Source organism: Streptomyces sp. MAI_2237 (genome assembly GCF_054189285.1).
This window is the reverse complement of the sequence record NZ_JAJPGQ010000002.1, coordinates 1,027,655-1,041,377: the sequence shown is the minus strand read 5'-3', so window position 1 is coordinate 1,041,377 and position 13,723 is coordinate 1,027,655. Positions and strand designations below refer to the sequence as shown.

Here is a 13,723-nt window from a genome sequence, read left to right as displayed (position 1 = left end):
TCTCACGTCGCGAGGTGACGGACCTGGTCCCACAGGACCGGGTCCACCACACCGGCCCGGCGCCGGAACTCCCACACCGGCACCTCGCGCAGTTCGTCCGTCTCCAGGAAACTCGCCCGCCCCTGACGGTCGCCCACGGCCCCCGGAGGCAGCGCGATCACCCCGGGCCGCTCGTCGTGGTACTTGCTGGTGATCTTCGCGACCGTCGCCCGCTCCCCGTGCACCACCAGCACCAGGCAGGGCCGGTCCTTCTTGCCGGGCCCGTCCTCGAAGGGGACGTTGGCCCACCAGATCTCGGCGGGCCTGGGCCGCTGCCGGCCCCGCTCGCCCGGCCGCCCCGGCGGCCGTGTCCGCCGCCCCTCTGGACGCCTGCCGCGTCCCCAGCCGTCGACGAGCGTGGCGACCAGCGCCAGCAGTACCACCGCGGCGAGCGCCAGCCACCAGGACGTGTCCATGCGGACGACGGTACCGGGGCGCGCGGCTCGGCGCGCGCCCTCTCCGATGTCTCACGCGCCCCACTTCCAGCCGAACCGGTGACACCACAGGTGAGTTCGCCCACAACAGCCCTTGGCGGAGGAGCGACGAGGGGTTTTGCGCCTTACGCTCGACGGACCGCACGACCCCCGACGCCCCATCCCCGATCTTCTGGATTCTCTGGATTTCCAGCCAGCGGAGGTTTCTGTTTCATGAAGCTCACCGTCGTCGGCTGCTCGGGGTCGTTCCCGTCCGCGGAATCGGCCTGCTCGAGCTACCTCGTCGAGGCCGACGGCTTCCGGCTGCTCCTCGACATGGGCAACGGCGCCCTCGGCGAGCTGCAGCGCCACTGCGGTCTCTACGACCTCGACGCGATCTTCCTCAGCCATCTGCACGCCGACCACTGCATCGACATGTGCGCGTACTTCGTCGCGCGCTACTACCGCCACGACGGCGGCCGCTGCGACCCGATCCCCGTCTACGGCCCCGAAGGCACCGAACACCGCCTGACCACCGCCTACGCGGACACCCCCACCGCCTCCTCCATGAGCGAGGTCTTCGACTTCCACACCGTCAAGCCGTCCACGTTCGAGATCGGCCCGTTCACGGTGCACACGGAACGCGTGGCCCATCCGGTGGAGGCGTACGGCATCCGGATCGAGCACGGCGGCAGGTCCCTGACGTACTCCGGCGACACGGGCGTGACCTCCGTGCTGGACGAACTCGCCCGCGACACCGACCTGTTCCTGTGCGAGGCGGCCTTCACGCACGGCAAGGAGAACATCCCCGACCTGCACCTCAACGGCCGCGAGGCGGGGGAGTCGGCGGCCCGGGCGGGCGCCCGGCGCCTGCTCCTGACCCACATCCCGCCGTGGACCGACCCGCAGATCAACCTGGCCGACGCGCGTGCCGCGTACGCGGGACCGGTGGAGCTGGCGACGCCGAGGATGTCGTACGACATCTGACGCCCACGACATGACGAAGGCCCCCGGAGCCGTGGAGCTCCGGGGGCCTTCGTGCGGCGGTGGGGCCTACGCCTTGGTGAGGTCCTCGACCTCCTCCTCGGGCTCGCGGCCCGGGGTGGGGAGGTTGAACTTCGAGATGGCGAAGCGGAAGACGACGTAGTAGATCGCGCCGAAGACGAGGCCGATCGGGATGATCAGCCACGGCTTGGTGGCCAGGCTCCAGTTGAGCCCGTAGTCGATGGCGCCCGCCGAGAAGGTGAAGCCCGCGTGCACGCCCAGCGCCCAGGTGACGGCCATGGACAGGGCGGTGAGCACCGCGTGGATGCCGTAGAGCACCGGGGCGATGAACATGAACGAGAACTCGATCGGCTCGGTCACACCGGTCATGAAGGAGGTCAGCGCGAGCGAGATCATCATGCCCATCACGGCCTTGCGGCGCTCGGGGCGGGCGGAGTGCGCGATGGCGATCGCGGCGGCCGGCAGACCGAACATCATGATCGGGAAGAAGCCGGACATGAACTGACCGGCGGTCGGGTCACCGGCGAAGAAGCGGGTCAGGTCGCCGTGGACGACGGTGCCGGCGGCGTTCTTGAAGTCGCCGATCTGGAACCAGGCCACGGAGTTGACGAACTGGTGCATGCCGATCGGGATGAGCCCGCGGTTGATCAGACCGAACAGGGCCGGCGCCGAAGGCCCCGAGGCCGGTGATCTGCTCGCCCAGGTTGGAGATGCCCTCACCGATCGGCTTCCAGACCAGACCGAAGAAGACGCCCATGACCAGACCGACGAAGGCCATGATGATCGGCACCAGCCGGCGGCCGTTGAAGAAGCCGAGCCAGTCCACCAGCTTGGTGCGGTGGAAGCGCTGCCAGAGCACCGCGGACAGCAGGCCCATGATGATGCCGCCGAGCACACCGGGGTTGTTGTAGGTCGCGGCTATGTCCGCGCCCTTGAGTATCTTCGCGTCGGTGACCGGGAACGCCTTGAGGACATTGCTGTAGACCAGGAAGCCGACGAGCGCCGCGAGAGCCGTCGAGCCGTCGGACTTCTTCGCGAAGCCGATCGCCACACCGATGCAGAACAGCAGCGGCAGGTTGTCGAAGATCGCGCCGCCCGCCGTGGCGAAGACCGCCGTGACCTTGTCGGGCAGGTGCAGCTTGTCGTGGATGTCCTGCTGGCCGAAGCGCAGCAGGATGCCCGCGGCCGGCAGTACGGCGATCGGGAGCTGCAGACTGCGACCGATCTTCTGCAGGCCCTGAAACAGGCCTGATCCCCACTTCTTCGTGGGGGCCGCCGTGGGCGCGGTGGCGGTGCTCATAGACTTCCTCCATCGGGTGGTGGTCTACACCACTCAGTGGTGTAGACCTGTTGTAGCACGATGAAGGTGGCATAAGGAACCCGCGATTCCCGTGACTGTGGTACTACGGTGGGCTACGTCTCGAAGGCCCCCGGAGCTACGCCTTGGTGACGTCCTCGCGCTCCTCCTCCGGCTCCCTTCCGGGAGTCGTGAGGTCGAACCTCGTGATCGCGAAACGGAAGATCGCGTAGTACACGACGGCGAAGCCGAGACCGATCGGCACGATCGCCCACGGCCGCGTCGCCAGGTTCCAGTTGATGACGTAGTCGATGAGCCCGGCCGAGAAACTGAACCCGTCGTGCACCCCGAGCCCCCACGTCACCGCCATCGACACACCCGTCAACAGCGCGTGGATCGCGTACAGCCCCGGCGCCACGAACAGGAAGGAGTACTCGATCGGCTCTGTGATGCCCGTGACGAACGACGTCAGGGCGACCGACAGCATCAGGCCGCCGATCTCCTTGCGGCGCTCCGGCCGGGCGCAGTGCGTGATCGCCAGGGCCGCGGCCGGCAGCGCGAACATCATGATCGGGAAGAACCCCGACGTGAACTGGCCCGCGTGCGGATCGCCCGCCAGGAACATGTTGATGTCACCGTGCACCACCGTGCCGTCCGGCTTGGTGTAACTGCCGAACTGGAACCAGATGGGCACGTTCAGGAACTGGTGCAACCCCACCACCAGCAGCGCCCGGTTGGCCACACCGAACACACCCGCACCCCAGGAACCCAGATCCTTCAGCCAGTTGGAGCAACTCTCCAGACCGTCGCCGATCGGCGGCCACACCCACAGCGACAGCGCAGCGAACGCGATCGCCACGAACGCCATGATGATCGGCACCAGCCGGCGGCCGTTGAAGAAGCCGAGCCAGTCCACCAGCTTCGTGCGGTGGTAGCGCTGCCAGAAGAACGCCGCCAGCAGCCCCATCACGATGCCGCCGAACACCCCCGGGTTCTGGTACGTGAACCCCACCACCGACTGGTCGACCGTCGCCTGACAGCCGATACCGGGCAGCGCCTTCGAACCGGGCGGGCAGTCCTTCGGGAACTGCAGCAGCACGTTGTGGTAGACGAGGAACCCGGCGACCGCCGCCAGCGCCGTCGACCCGTCCGCCTTCTTCGCCATGCCGATCGCCACGCCGATGCAGAACAGCAGCGGCAGCCCCAGCGAACCGTCGAGCAGCGCCCCGCCCGCGCCCGCCATCACCTTCGAGACGTTGTCCCACCCCAGCCCGTCCGCCCCGAACACGTCCGGCTGGCCGAGGCGGTTGAGGATGCCCGCGGCCGGCAGCACCGCGATCGGCAGCTGCAGACTGCGACCCATCTTCTGCAGTCCCTGAAACGCCCTGTTCCAGCGGGCGCGGCCCGGGCTCACCTCGGCGTTCGTGGTCATCGGTTGGCGACCGCCTGTCGTGTGGTGTAGACCAGTCGTGGACGAGTGGGTTTGCTGTGACGTCATCCTTCGGTACACACGGCACAATCGCTCGCGAAGTTGGGCCAACTGTGCGTGAGGAGACCGAAATGGCCAGCAAGGCAGAGAAGATCGTCGCCGGGCTCGGCGGCATCGACAACATCGAAGAGGTCGAGGGCTGCATCACCCGCCTGCGCACCGAGGTCGTCGACGCGGCCAAGGTCGACGACGCCGCCCTCAAGGCCGCCGGCGCGCACGGGGTCGTGAAGATGGGCACCGCCATCCAGGTCGTCATCGGCACCGACGCCGACCCGATCGCCGCGGAGATCGAAGACATGATGTGAACCGCCGGCCGGTTCACCCCGAGGCCCCCGCCCGACCGGCGGGGGCCTTCGCCGTACCGGGGCCGACCCCGCTCCGTATGAATGCGTCTTCTCCGTACGGGAGGGCCCCTTTCCGCTTCCGCTCCTGCGGCTAGGCTCAGCGGCATGTCACGAATCGACGGCCGCACCCCCGAACAGCTCCGCCCCATCACCATCGAACGCGGCTGGAGCAAGCACGCCGAGGGCTCCGTCCTCGTCTCCTTCGGCGACACCAAGGTCTTCTGCACCGCCTCCGTCACCGAAGGCGTCCCCCGCTGGCGCAAGGGCAGCGGCGAGGGCTGGGTCACCGCGGAGTACGCCATGCTGCCCCGCGCCACCAACACCCGCGGCGACCGCGAGTCCGTCCGCGGCAAGATCGGCGGCCGCACCCACGAGATCTCCCGGCTCATCGGCCGCTCCCTGCGCGCCGTCATCGACTACAAGGCACTCGGCGAGAACACCATCGTCCTCGACTGCGACGTCCTCCAGGCCGACGGCGGCACCCGCACCGCCGCCATCACCGGCGCCTACGTCGCCCTCGCCGACGCCGTCGCCTGGGCCCAGGGCAAGAAGCTGATCAAGGCCGGACGCCAGCCGCTGACCGGCACCGTCTCCGCCGTCTCCGTCGGCATCGTCGGCGGCGTCCCCCTGCTCGACCTCCGCTACGAGGAGGACGTACGGGCCGACACCGACATGAACGTCGTCTGCACCGGCGACGGCCGCTTCGTCGAGGTCCAGGGCACCGCCGAGGCCGAGCCCTTCGCCCGCGACGAACTCAACGCCCTCCTCGACCTGGCCGTCACCGGCTGCAACGAGCTCGCCGCCCTCCAGCGCAAGGCACTTGATACGGTCCTCGAAAAGTAAAGGGAACGCCAAGGAAAGGCCGCCGGAGAAGCAACCCCCGGCGCCCGCCCCGGCGTCCCAGTGAATGCGGGCGCACGGCACACCGCCGTGCGCCCGACCAGTGCGGGGCCACCGGGGCCCGAGCAGAGGGAGGGACCACAGTCATGGCCGTCAGCCGAGGCCGCCGCAGTCTTCGACGCGACCGGGGTGCCCGCAGCCGTGGCATCGCCACCGCCCTCGCGGCCGTGGCGGCCGTCGCCCTCACGGCCGGCCTCACCACCGGCTGCGACGCCGTCGACAAGGCCCTGGACTGCGTCCAGACCGCCGACACCATCGCCGACAGCGTCACCGACCTCCAGCAGGCCGTGGAGAACGCCTCCAACGACCCCACCCAGCTCGACGAATCCCTCGCCTCCATCGACAAGAACCTCGACAAGATCGGCGACAAGACCGACAACGCCGACGTCAACAAGGCGGTCGACGACCTCGGCAAGGCCGTCGACAACGTCCGCGCCGCCATCAAGAACGGCGACAACACCCCCGACGTCAGCCCGGTCACCGACGCCGCCGGCGAACTGACCAAGGTCTGCACCACCTGACGGAGCCGACGGACGGCCCGCGATACTGGTCGCCATGACCCGCCTGATCCTCGCCACCCGCAACGCCGGGAAGATCACCGAACTCCGGGCGATCCTCGCCGACGCCGGCCTGCCCCACGACCTCGTCGGCGCGGACGCCTACCCCGACATCCCCGACGTCAAGGAGACCGGCGTCACGTTCGCCGAGAACGCCCTGCTCAAAGCCCACGCCCTCGCCCAGGCCACCGGCCTGCCCGCCGTCGCCGACGACTCGGGCCTGTGCGTGGACGTCCTCGGCGGCGCACCCGGCATCTTCTCCGCCCGCTGGGCCGGCACGCACGGCGACGACAAGGCCAACCTGGACCTCCTCCTCGCCCAGCTGTCCGACATCGACGAGGCCCACCGGGCCGCCCACTTCGCCTGCGCCGCGGCCCTCGCCCTGCCGGACGGCAGGGAGCGCGTGGTCGAAGGCCGCCTCCCCGGCACCCTCCGCCACGCCCCCACGGGCACCAACGGCTTCGGCTACGACCCGATCCTCCAGCCGAACGGCGAAACCCGCACCTGCGCGGAACTCACCCCGGAGGAGAAGAACGCGATCAGCCACCGAGGCAAGGCGTTCCGCGCCCTGGTACCAGTGGTCCGGGAGCTGCTGGGCTGAGAGCACGTACGACGACGGCCTGCGCATCGTGTCTCGGATGCACAGGCCGTTCTCGGTGCGGCGGAAGGGATTCGAACCCTCAAGCCCGATCAAGGGCCACAGGACCTAAACCTGCTGCGTCAGCCGTTGCGCCACCGCCGCCCAAAGCGGTCATCATGCTCGACCGACGGGCTCAGTGTACGGGTAGACAAATCAAGCGGCGAAAGTCACCTTCGCCTTCTGGCGGCACCAGGTCTCCGTCAGGGCATGGCAGTTGGGGCACAGGTACCGCAGGTTCTCGCGGCGGTTGTCGCGCCAGTCCCCGTTGACGTGGTCGATCTGCAAGGTGATGGGCCGGCCCAGCCACACGCCGGTGTTGCCGCAGGTCTCGCACGCGTACGGCACCCCGATCTCGGTCAGGGCGCGGTGAAGCTGAGCTCTGCTGGTGCGTCCCGCATCGGGAGGCAGGACCACCAGTACCCGGCCAGAGACGGACTCGGGAGCGGGGCGCTCCGGACGCGCCCACGACCGGCGCTTGAAATGGCTCGTGTCCAGGCCGAGCCGATTCACCGCGCGGCGGACGCGTCGATGGTTGGTGTCGGTCACGTCCAGGCCGAGGCCGCGCATCACTTCGGCATAACTCGTGCAGTGCTGTATCAGGTGGCGAAGCCTGGCCTCGGGCAGCGCTACGCGGTGGTGGGAGAAGTGTCCTGTGTCGATGTCCTGCGCGCGCAGCATGCGGTTCAGGGTTGCCCGTGAGCGGCTGTCGTCCGGCACACCCAGGGCGCGGGCCACGCCCCGTACGCTGGTCGCCGCCGCCGCGGCCGACCGGAGCTCTTCAGCGGTGAAGGGCAGATCCAGGTCGGGCCGGTCCATGCCGGGGAAGTGGCTGATGTCGATGCCCGCCGCGTGGATGCGGCGGCGGATGTGCGACAGCGTGCCGGTGGCCGGCGTGGCGCCCAGCTTCAGTGCCACTTCGCGCAGCGAGGACGACGAGGCGGCGGCTTCGGCGATGGAGGAGTCCGGGTACTTGCGCCACGGGCTGCGCTTGACGAAGTGGCTCGTGTCGAGTCCGTGCTCGGCCACTTTCTCCTGCAGCACACGCCGCTGTCCTCCGCTCGCTCTCAGGCCGAGCCGCCGCATCAGGTCGGCCCAGTTACGAGCGTCGGCAACGATCGGTGCGAGCCGCTCCTTGGTGTATGCGCTGGTGCCCATCGAGCCCCCTCCGTTCCGGCCGTGTGTTCGTGGCTCGTACGGAGTAACGATCAGTTCGTGCGGCGGTCACGCCTGGAAGCGAGAAGCGGCCCGTGCCGGGGTCTCCCCCGGTGCGGGCCGCTCGTTCTGCTGGAGGGCCTCAGATGCCCAGGTCCTTGATGATTTTGGCTACGTGGCCTGTCGCTCGGACGTTGTAGAGGGCCCGTTCCACCTTGCCCTGTTCGTCCACGACGATCGTGGAGCGGATGACGCCCATGTAGGTCTTGCCGTAGTTCTTCTTCTCGCCGTAGGCGCCGTAGGCCTCGGTGACCGTCTTCTCCGGGTCCGCGAGGAGGGTGACCTTCAGGGACTCCTTCTCGCGGAACTTCGCCAGCTTCTCCGGCTGGTCGGGGGAGACGCCGATGACGTCGTAGCCGGCGCCGGCCAGGAGGTCGAGGTTGTCCGTGAAGTCGCACGCCTGCTTGGTGCAGCCTGGAGTGAGGGCCGCCGGGTAGAAGTAGACGATGACCTTGCGGCCCTTGTGGGACGACAGGGAGACGTCGTTGCCGTCGGCGTCGGGGAGGGTGAAGTCGGGGGCCACGTCCCCCGGCTGGAGTCGCTCGCTCATCGGACCAGCGTAACCGGGGGTCCTGACAGTGCGGCGGACGACGGAACTGACAGACTGTCCAGAACAGCAACAGGCATCGGCTGACTTCGGAGGCGCAACCGTGGCGGACACGTCGGACACCAGAACCCCGGCGCAGATCGAGGCGGACATCAGGCGCCGACGCGATGTGCTGGCCGAGACCCTCGACGAGATCGGGGTGCGGGTGCACCCCAAGACGATCGTCGGCGACGCCAAGGCCAAGGTCGTGTCCAATATCGACCACACGCTGGGCCGGGCCTACGTCGGCGTGAACAAGGCCGTCAGCGACGTACGGTCCCGCTTCGTGGACGAGGACGGCGCGCCGCGCCTGGAGCGGATCGTGCCCGTCGCGCTCGTCGCCGTCGGCCTGGTGGGCCTGCTGGCCCTCGGTACCCGGCGCCGCAAAGGCTGAGCGAGAGCTGTAGGTTCGGGGACGTGAGCGCCATCAGAAACGACCAGAGCACCAGTCACGACAAGCTGCCCATCCGGATGCTGCACGACCGGGTCCTGGTCAAGCAGGAGACCGGTGAGGGTGAGCGTCGTTCCGGCGGGGGCATCCTGATTCCCGCCACCGCGGCGGTCGGGCGTCGGCTGGCGTGGGCCGAGGTCGTCGCCGTCGGCCAGAACGTGCGCACGGTGGAGCCCGGCGACCGTGTCCTGTTCGACCCGGAGGACCGGGCCGAGGTCGAGGTGCGGGGCGTGGCCTACGTGCTGATGCGCGAGCGGGACCTGCACGCCGTGGCCGCCGACCGCTTCGAGGGGTCGGAGGACACGACGGGGCTGTATCTGTAAGCAGTGGTCGCGGCGTCGAAAAGGGCTGGTGACCTCGGTCACCAGCCCTTTCGCGTACTCCCTGCCCGGCTACTGTCTGCGGCCCGTGAACTGGGGGCCCGCCGTGGTGCCGGTCGTCCCCCCGGTGTCCGTGCCGCCCGTCGTCCCGCCGGTGGTCCCCCCGGTGTCCGTGCCGCCCGTGGTGCCGCCGGTGGTGGTGCCGGTGTCCGTGCCGCCGTTGGTGGTGCCGCCGGTCGTGGTGCCGCCGTTGGTCGTGCCGCCCGTGGTGGTGCCGCCGTTCGTGGTGGCACCGCCCGTGGTGGTGCCCGGCGTGCCGTTCGTGGGCGTGCCGCCGGTGGTCTGGCCCGGGGTGCCGCCGGTGGTCTGCCCGCCGGTGCCCGGGGTGCCGCCGTTGTCCTGGCCGCCGGTGCCGGGGGTCACGAGGTCGGTCGGCGGGGCCTGGGTCTCGTCGGCGCCCGGCTGGAGCTGGAGGTCGAAGTCGGTGGCCGGCTTCCCCTGCAGCGCGTCCCGGGTGTACTGCGCCCAGATCTCGGTGGGCGGCCCGCCGCCGTTGACGCGCTGCAGGCCGAGGGCGCCGTAGAGCGGCTGGTGCGCGGCCGTCACCGGGTCCTGGCCCATGACCGCCACGACCGTGGCGAGGTCGGGGGTGTAGCCGGCGAACCAGGCGGCGGTGTCCTTCTCGGCGGTGCCGGTCTTGCCGGCGGCGGGGCGGCCGGCGGCCTGGGCGGCGGTCGCGGTGCCGTTGTCGACGACGCTCTGCAGCACGGAGGTGGTGGTGTCGGCGGCCTCGCGACTGACCGCCTGCGTGGTCGTGACCTTCGGCAGCGTGACGGGCCGGCCGTCCTTGGTCATCGACTCGATCATCGTGTACGTGCCGTGCTCGCCGTGGTTGGCGAGGGTCGCGTAGGCCTCGGCCATGTCGAGGACGCTGGCCCTGGCCACGCCCAGCGCGATCGACGGGTAGGCGGACAGCTCGGGGGTGTCGGAGGGCAGGCCCAGGCCGATGGCCGTCTGCTTGACCTTCGACGGGCCGACGTCGACCGCCATCTGCGCGTACACGGCGTTGACGGACTTGTCGGTGGCGGTGCGCACGGTGATGTCGCCGTAGGAGACGTCGTCCTCGTTGGCGGGGGCGTAGGCGCCGTTCCAGCCCTGGACGGGGCGCTTGTTGGTGCCGTCGTAGTAGGTGTTGGGGGTGATGAGGTCGCCGTCCTGCGTCTGGGAGTGGTTCTGGACGGCGGAGGCGAACACGAAGGGCTTGAAGGTGGAGCCGACCTGGAAGTCCTCGCGGGTGGCGCCGTTGGTGTACTGCTTGACGTAGTCGATGCCGCCGTACATGGCGACGACCTTGCCTGTCTTCGGGTCGACGGAGGCGCCGCCGGCGCGGACGTAGCTGTCGGCCTTGCGGCCCTTCTTGTCGAGCTTGGACATCAGCTTGTCGTTCACCGCCTTGACGAAGGCGTCCTGCTTGCTCTTCTGCAGGGTGGTGGTGATGCGGTAGCCGCCGCGCGCGAGGGTGTCCTCGTCGACGATGTTGTTCTTGTCCAGGTACTCCTTGATGGCGCGGACGACGTAGCCGCGCTGGCCGGACATGCCGGTGGAGGCGGTCTGCTGTTTCGGCACGGGGAACTTCAGGCCGGCCCGCTGCGACTCGGTCAGCCAGCCCTTCTTGACCATGCCGTCCAGGACGTAGTTCCAGCGGGCGACGGCCGCGGCCTTGTTCTCGGGGTGGGCGACGACGTCGTACTCGCTGGGCGCGTTGACCAGGGCGGCGAGGTAGGCGGCGTGGGCCGCGTCGAGGTCGGTGGCGTCCTGGCCGTAGTAGGCCTGGGCGGCGGCCTGGATGCCGTAGGCGTTGCGGCCGAAGTAGCTGGTGTTGAGGTAGCCCTCGAGGATCTCGTTCTTGGACTTCTCGCGGTCGAGCTTGATCGAGATGAAGAACTCCTTCACCTTGCGGGTGACGGTCTGCTCCTGCTCCAGGTAGTAGTTCTTCACGTACTGCTGGGTGATGGTGGAGCCGGACTGCTTGCCCTTGCCGGTGGCGGTGTTCCAGGCCGCGCGCAGCATCGCCTTGGGGTCGACGGCGGACTCGGTGTAGAAGTCGCGGTCCTCGGCGGCCAGGACGGCGTGCTGGGCCTCCTTGGAGACCTGGGCGAGGGTGACGTTCTCCCGGTTGACCTCGCCGTCGCGGGCGAGCTGGGTGCCGTCGGCGTAGAGGTAGACGTTGGCCTGCTTGGTCGCGAGGTCGTTGGCCGTGGGGATCTGCACCATGGAGTAGCCGACGAAGAACAGGCCGACCAGCAGCAGGACGCCGATGACGAAGCCGCCCAGGACCATGCGCCAGGTCGGCAGGAGCCGGCGCCAGCCGGTCCGCTTGGGCCGCTTGGGCTTCTTGCCCCCGGTGTCCGCCGGTCCGGCGGGGGACTCGGCCGCCGCCTCGGCCGCCTGCGGCTCTGTGATGGCCCGGCCCGGGGCCGGCGGCTGCGGCTGCGGCTCGTCGCTCATGGTGTGCGGAGACTCCTGTGGTGCGGTATCTCGTACGACCCGAAGGGCTCGTACGTCTCTGGCGCGCTTTGGGCGCCTTCGTGAAGGGAGGCTACTCACGCCTCCTTTGATGAAGACTGTCCCATCCGTCGATCAGTTCCCCGAATCGCGGCACGCATGGCGGAGGCCGAAAAGTATCGGGTCGGCGCGGCCCGGAAATTCGGTGGCCGGGCCGGCCGGCGCGCCGCTAGGCTCCTGCGCTTCGGTGTCGGCGGGCCGAGGAGGGCTGTGGTGTGGGCGCTGGGCGGTTGTACGTCGCCGTCGCGGCGGGGGGATTCAGAAGATACGCGACGTATCGGGCGGCGACGGTGGCGGGGGTGTTCACCAACACCGCGTTCGGGCTGATCCTCGTCTACACGTACACGGCGCTGTGGGACGAGCGGCCGCATCTCGGGGGCTACGACCTGGCGCAGGCGGTCACCTATGTGTGGATCGGGCAGGCGCTGTTCAAGACCCTGGCCAACGGCGGCGGGGGCGTCGAGACGGAGCTGATGGAGCGTATCCGCACCGGTGACGTCGCCGTCGACCTGTACCGGCCGGCCGATCTGCAGTTGTGGTGGCTGGCCACGGATCTGGGGCGGGCGGGGTTCGAGCTGCTGGGGCGCGGGGTGGTGCCGTTCGTGTTCGGCGCGCTGTTCTTCGACATGGCGCTGCCCGCGGACGTGATCACCTGGCTGGCCTTCCTGGTCTCCGTGGCGCTGGCGATGCTGGTCAGTTTCGCGATCCGCTATCTGGTGGCGCTGACCGCGTTCTGGCTGATGGACGGCACCGGTGTGATCCAGATGGCGTGGCTGGTGGGCTGGTTCTGCTCGGGCATGCTGCTGCCGCTGAACGTCTTCCCGGGCGCGCTGGGCGAGGTCGTGCGGGCGCTGCCCTGGTCGTCGCTGCTGCAGGCGCCCGCCGACGTGTTCCTCGGCCGGGCCGACCCGCTGGGCACGTACGCCTTCCAGGCGGTGTGGGCGGTGGTCCTGCTGGCGGCCGGGCGCATGGTGCAGGCGGCGGCGACGCGGAGGGTGGTGGTGCAGGGTGGCTGAGAGCCTTCGGGTGGACGCCGGGGCCCGCTGGGCGGCCGAGGAGGTTCCCGGCGGCCGGGTCCGAGAGGGGGTGCGGGCGTACTTCCTGATCGCGGGCATGTGGATCCGCTCCACGATGGCCTACCGGACGTCCTTCGTTCTGATGACGTTGACGAACTTCGCGACGACTGCGCTCGACTTCGTCGCGATCCTGCTGATGTTCTCCCGCGTCGACGCGCTCGGCGGCTACTCGCTGCAGCAGGTCGCCTTCCTCTACGGGGTCTCCAGCACCACGTTCGGACTGGCCGACATGGTGATCGGCTCCATGGAGCGGCTGGGGCGGCGGGTGCGGGACGGCACGCTGGACACCCTGCTGGTGCGTCCGGCGCCGGTGCTCGCGCAGATGGCGGCCGACCAGTTCGCGCTGCGCCGGCTGGGCCGCACCGGTCAGGGCGCGCTGGTGCTGACCTGGGCGCTGCTGCGGCTCGACATCGACTGGACGCCGCTGCGGGTGCTCTTGATGCCGGTGATGCTGGTGAGCGGCTGCGCGATCTTCTGCGCGGTGTTCGTCGCGGGCGCGGCCTTCCAGTTCGTGGCGCAGGACGCCGCCGAGGTGCAGAACGCGTTCACCTACGGCGGTACGACGCTGCTGCAGTACCCGCCGACGGTGTTCGCGACGGAGCTGCTGCGCGGGGTGACGTACGTGCTGCCGCTGGCGTTCGTGAACTGGCTGCCGGCGACCTATGTGCTGGGGCTGCCCTACCCGTTGGGGCTGCCGGAGTGGGCGGCGTTCCTGTCACCGCTGGTGGCCGCGGGGTGCGTGGGGCTGGCGGGGCTGGCGTGGCGGGCGGGGCTCAGGTCGTACCGGAGCACGGGCAGTTGAGGGCCGGCGAGAACGGAAAGGGCTGCG

14 protein-coding genes, 1 tRNA gene and 1 pseudogene are annotated in these 13,723 nt (G+C 69.6%); 9 read left to right on the top strand and 7 right to left on the bottom strand.

Annotation, left to right across the window (positions count from 1 at the left end):
• Positions 1 to 2: 2 nt before the first annotated feature.
• Positions 3 to 455, bottom strand: coding sequence for a type II toxin-antitoxin system PemK/MazF family toxin (locus LN251_RS09500; protein ID WP_249836905.1), 453 nt, complete (start codon positions 453 to 455; stop codon positions 3 to 5).
• Between the two features lie 231 nt (positions 456 to 686).
• On the opposite strand from LN251_RS09500, the gene LN251_RS09495 reads away from it, so the two are divergent.
• A complete protein-coding gene (locus tag LN251_RS09495) occupies positions 687 to 1,439 on the top strand; it encodes an MBL fold metallo-hydrolase (RefSeq protein WP_058925053.1) in 753 nt (250 codons plus the stop codon).
• A 66-nt stretch (positions 1,440 to 1,505) separates the two neighbouring features.
• Here LN251_RS09495 and LN251_RS09490 read toward each other — a convergent pair.
• Positions 1,506 to 2,757: pseudogene (locus LN251_RS09490) on the bottom strand (PTS transporter subunit EIIC).
• A gap of 136 nt (positions 2,758 to 2,893) precedes the next feature.
• The gene (locus tag LN251_RS09485; protein ID WP_458244017.1) at positions 2,894 to 4,186 is read right to left on the bottom strand and encodes a PTS transporter subunit EIIC; all 1,293 of its coding nucleotides are present in this window, start codon (positions 4,184 to 4,186) and stop codon (positions 2,894 to 2,896) included.
• Between the two features lie 128 nt (positions 4,187 to 4,314).
• Here LN251_RS09485 and LN251_RS09480 point away from each other — a divergent pair, with 128 nt between their 5' ends.
• The 4 genes from LN251_RS09480 to rdgB all read left to right on the top strand — a co-directional run bounded on the left by LN251_RS09480 (position 4,315) and on the right by rdgB (position 6,645).
• Positions 4,315 to 4,548 (top strand): glucose PTS transporter subunit EIIB, encoded by a 234-nt coding sequence (locus LN251_RS09480; RefSeq protein ID WP_058925056.1) that lies wholly within the window; start codon positions 4,315 to 4,317, stop codon positions 4,546 to 4,548.
• Between the two features lie 144 nt (positions 4,549 to 4,692).
• A complete protein-coding gene (rph, locus tag LN251_RS09475; RefSeq protein WP_458244016.1) occupies positions 4,693 to 5,430 on the top strand; it encodes a ribonuclease PH in 738 nt (245 codons plus the stop codon).
• A 143-nt stretch (positions 5,431 to 5,573) separates the two neighbouring features.
• Positions 5,574 to 6,008 carry a hypothetical protein gene (locus LN251_RS09470; RefSeq protein ID WP_458244015.1) on the top strand — a complete coding sequence of 145 codons (435 nt, stop codon included), beginning with the start codon at positions 5,574 to 5,576 and terminating at the stop codon, positions 6,006 to 6,008.
• Between the two features lie 34 nt (positions 6,009 to 6,042).
• A complete protein-coding gene (gene rdgB, locus LN251_RS09465) occupies positions 6,043 to 6,645 on the top strand; it encodes an RdgB/HAM1 family non-canonical purine NTP pyrophosphatase (protein WP_458244014.1) in 603 nt (200 codons plus the stop codon).
• Positions 6,646 to 6,701: 56 nt separating this feature from the next.
• Here rdgB and LN251_RS09460 read toward each other — a convergent pair.
• The 3 genes from LN251_RS09460 to bcp form a co-directional block, all read right to left on the bottom strand.
• Positions 6,702 to 6,786, bottom strand: a tRNA-Leu gene (locus LN251_RS09460).
• 51 nt (positions 6,787 to 6,837) lie between these two features.
• Positions 6,838 to 7,839 (bottom strand): HNH endonuclease, encoded by a 1,002-nt coding sequence (locus tag LN251_RS09455; RefSeq protein WP_458244013.1) that lies wholly within the window; start codon positions 7,837 to 7,839, stop codon positions 6,838 to 6,840.
• Between the two features lie 139 nt (positions 7,840 to 7,978).
• Positions 7,979 to 8,446, bottom strand: a complete 468-nt coding sequence (gene bcp, locus LN251_RS09450) for a thioredoxin-dependent thiol peroxidase (protein WP_362989000.1) — start codon at positions 8,444 to 8,446, stop codon at positions 7,979 to 7,981.
• 100 nt (positions 8,447 to 8,546) lie between these two features.
• Between bcp and LN251_RS09445 the strand changes: the two genes are divergently transcribed.
• Both LN251_RS09445 and LN251_RS09440 read left to right on the top strand, forming a co-directional pair.
• A complete protein-coding gene (locus LN251_RS09445) occupies positions 8,547 to 8,876 on the top strand; it encodes a DUF3618 domain-containing protein (protein WP_058925062.1) in 330 nt (109 codons plus the stop codon).
• A gap of 77 nt (positions 8,877 to 8,953) precedes the next feature.
• Positions 8,954 to 9,256 carry a GroES family chaperonin gene (locus tag LN251_RS09440; RefSeq protein ID WP_234490819.1) on the top strand — a complete coding sequence of 101 codons (303 nt, stop codon included), beginning with the start codon at positions 8,954 to 8,956 and terminating at the stop codon, positions 9,254 to 9,256.
• A 69-nt stretch (positions 9,257 to 9,325) separates the two neighbouring features.
• On the opposite strand, the gene LN251_RS09435 is transcribed toward LN251_RS09440, so the two are convergent.
• Complete coding sequence (locus LN251_RS09435) at positions 9,326 to 11,761, bottom strand: transglycosylase domain-containing protein (protein ID WP_458244012.1); 2,436 nt, start codon at positions 11,759 to 11,761, stop codon at positions 9,326 to 9,328.
• A gap of 272 nt (positions 11,762 to 12,033) precedes the next feature.
• On the opposite strand from LN251_RS09435, the gene LN251_RS09430 reads away from it, so the two are divergent.
• Both LN251_RS09430 and LN251_RS09425 read left to right on the top strand, forming a co-directional pair.
• On the top strand, positions 12,034 to 12,834 hold the full coding sequence (locus LN251_RS09430; protein ID WP_458244011.1) for an ABC transporter permease: 801 nt from the start codon (positions 12,034 to 12,036) through the stop codon (positions 12,832 to 12,834).
• Positions 12,827 to 13,696, top strand: coding sequence for an ABC transporter permease (locus LN251_RS09425; protein WP_458244010.1), 870 nt, complete (start codon positions 12,827 to 12,829; stop codon positions 13,694 to 13,696). The genes LN251_RS09430 and LN251_RS09425 overlap by 8 nt, the downstream gene beginning before the upstream one ends.
• Positions 13,697 to 13,723: the final 27 nt, after the last annotated feature.

Excerpts from the sequence above, each read along its gene's own strand:
- LN251_RS09500 (WP_249836905.1), bottom strand. The coding sequence starts at position 455 with ATGGACACGTCCTGGTGGCTGGCGCTCGCCGCGGTGGTACTGCTGGCG.
- LN251_RS09495 (WP_058925053.1), top strand. The coding sequence starts at position 687 with ATGAAGCTCACCGTCGTCGGCTGCTCGGGGTCGTTCCCGTCCGCGGAA.
- LN251_RS09485 (WP_458244017.1), bottom strand. The coding sequence starts at position 4,186 with ATGACCACGAACGCCGAGGTGAGCCCGGGCCGCGCCCGCTGGAACAGG.
- LN251_RS09480 (WP_058925056.1), top strand. The coding sequence starts at position 4,315 with ATGGCCAGCAAGGCAGAGAAGATCGTCGCCGGGCTCGGCGGCATCGAC.
- rph (WP_458244016.1), top strand. The coding sequence starts at position 4,693 with ATGTCACGAATCGACGGCCGCACCCCCGAACAGCTCCGCCCCATCACC.
- LN251_RS09470 (WP_458244015.1), top strand. The coding sequence starts at position 5,574 with ATGGCCGTCAGCCGAGGCCGCCGCAGTCTTCGACGCGACCGGGGTGCC.
- rdgB (WP_458244014.1), top strand. The coding sequence starts at position 6,043 with ATGACCCGCCTGATCCTCGCCACCCGCAACGCCGGGAAGATCACCGAA.
- LN251_RS09455 (WP_458244013.1), bottom strand. The coding sequence starts at position 7,839 with ATGGGCACCAGCGCATACACCAAGGAGCGGCTCGCACCGATCGTTGCC.
- bcp (WP_362989000.1), bottom strand. The coding sequence starts at position 8,446 with ATGAGCGAGCGACTCCAGCCGGGGGACGTGGCCCCCGACTTCACCCTC.
- LN251_RS09440 (WP_234490819.1), top strand. The coding sequence starts at position 8,954 with ATGCTGCACGACCGGGTCCTGGTCAAGCAGGAGACCGGTGAGGGTGAG.
- LN251_RS09435 (WP_458244012.1), bottom strand. The coding sequence starts at position 11,761 with ATGAGCGACGAGCCGCAGCCGCAGCCGCCGGCCCCGGGCCGGGCCATC.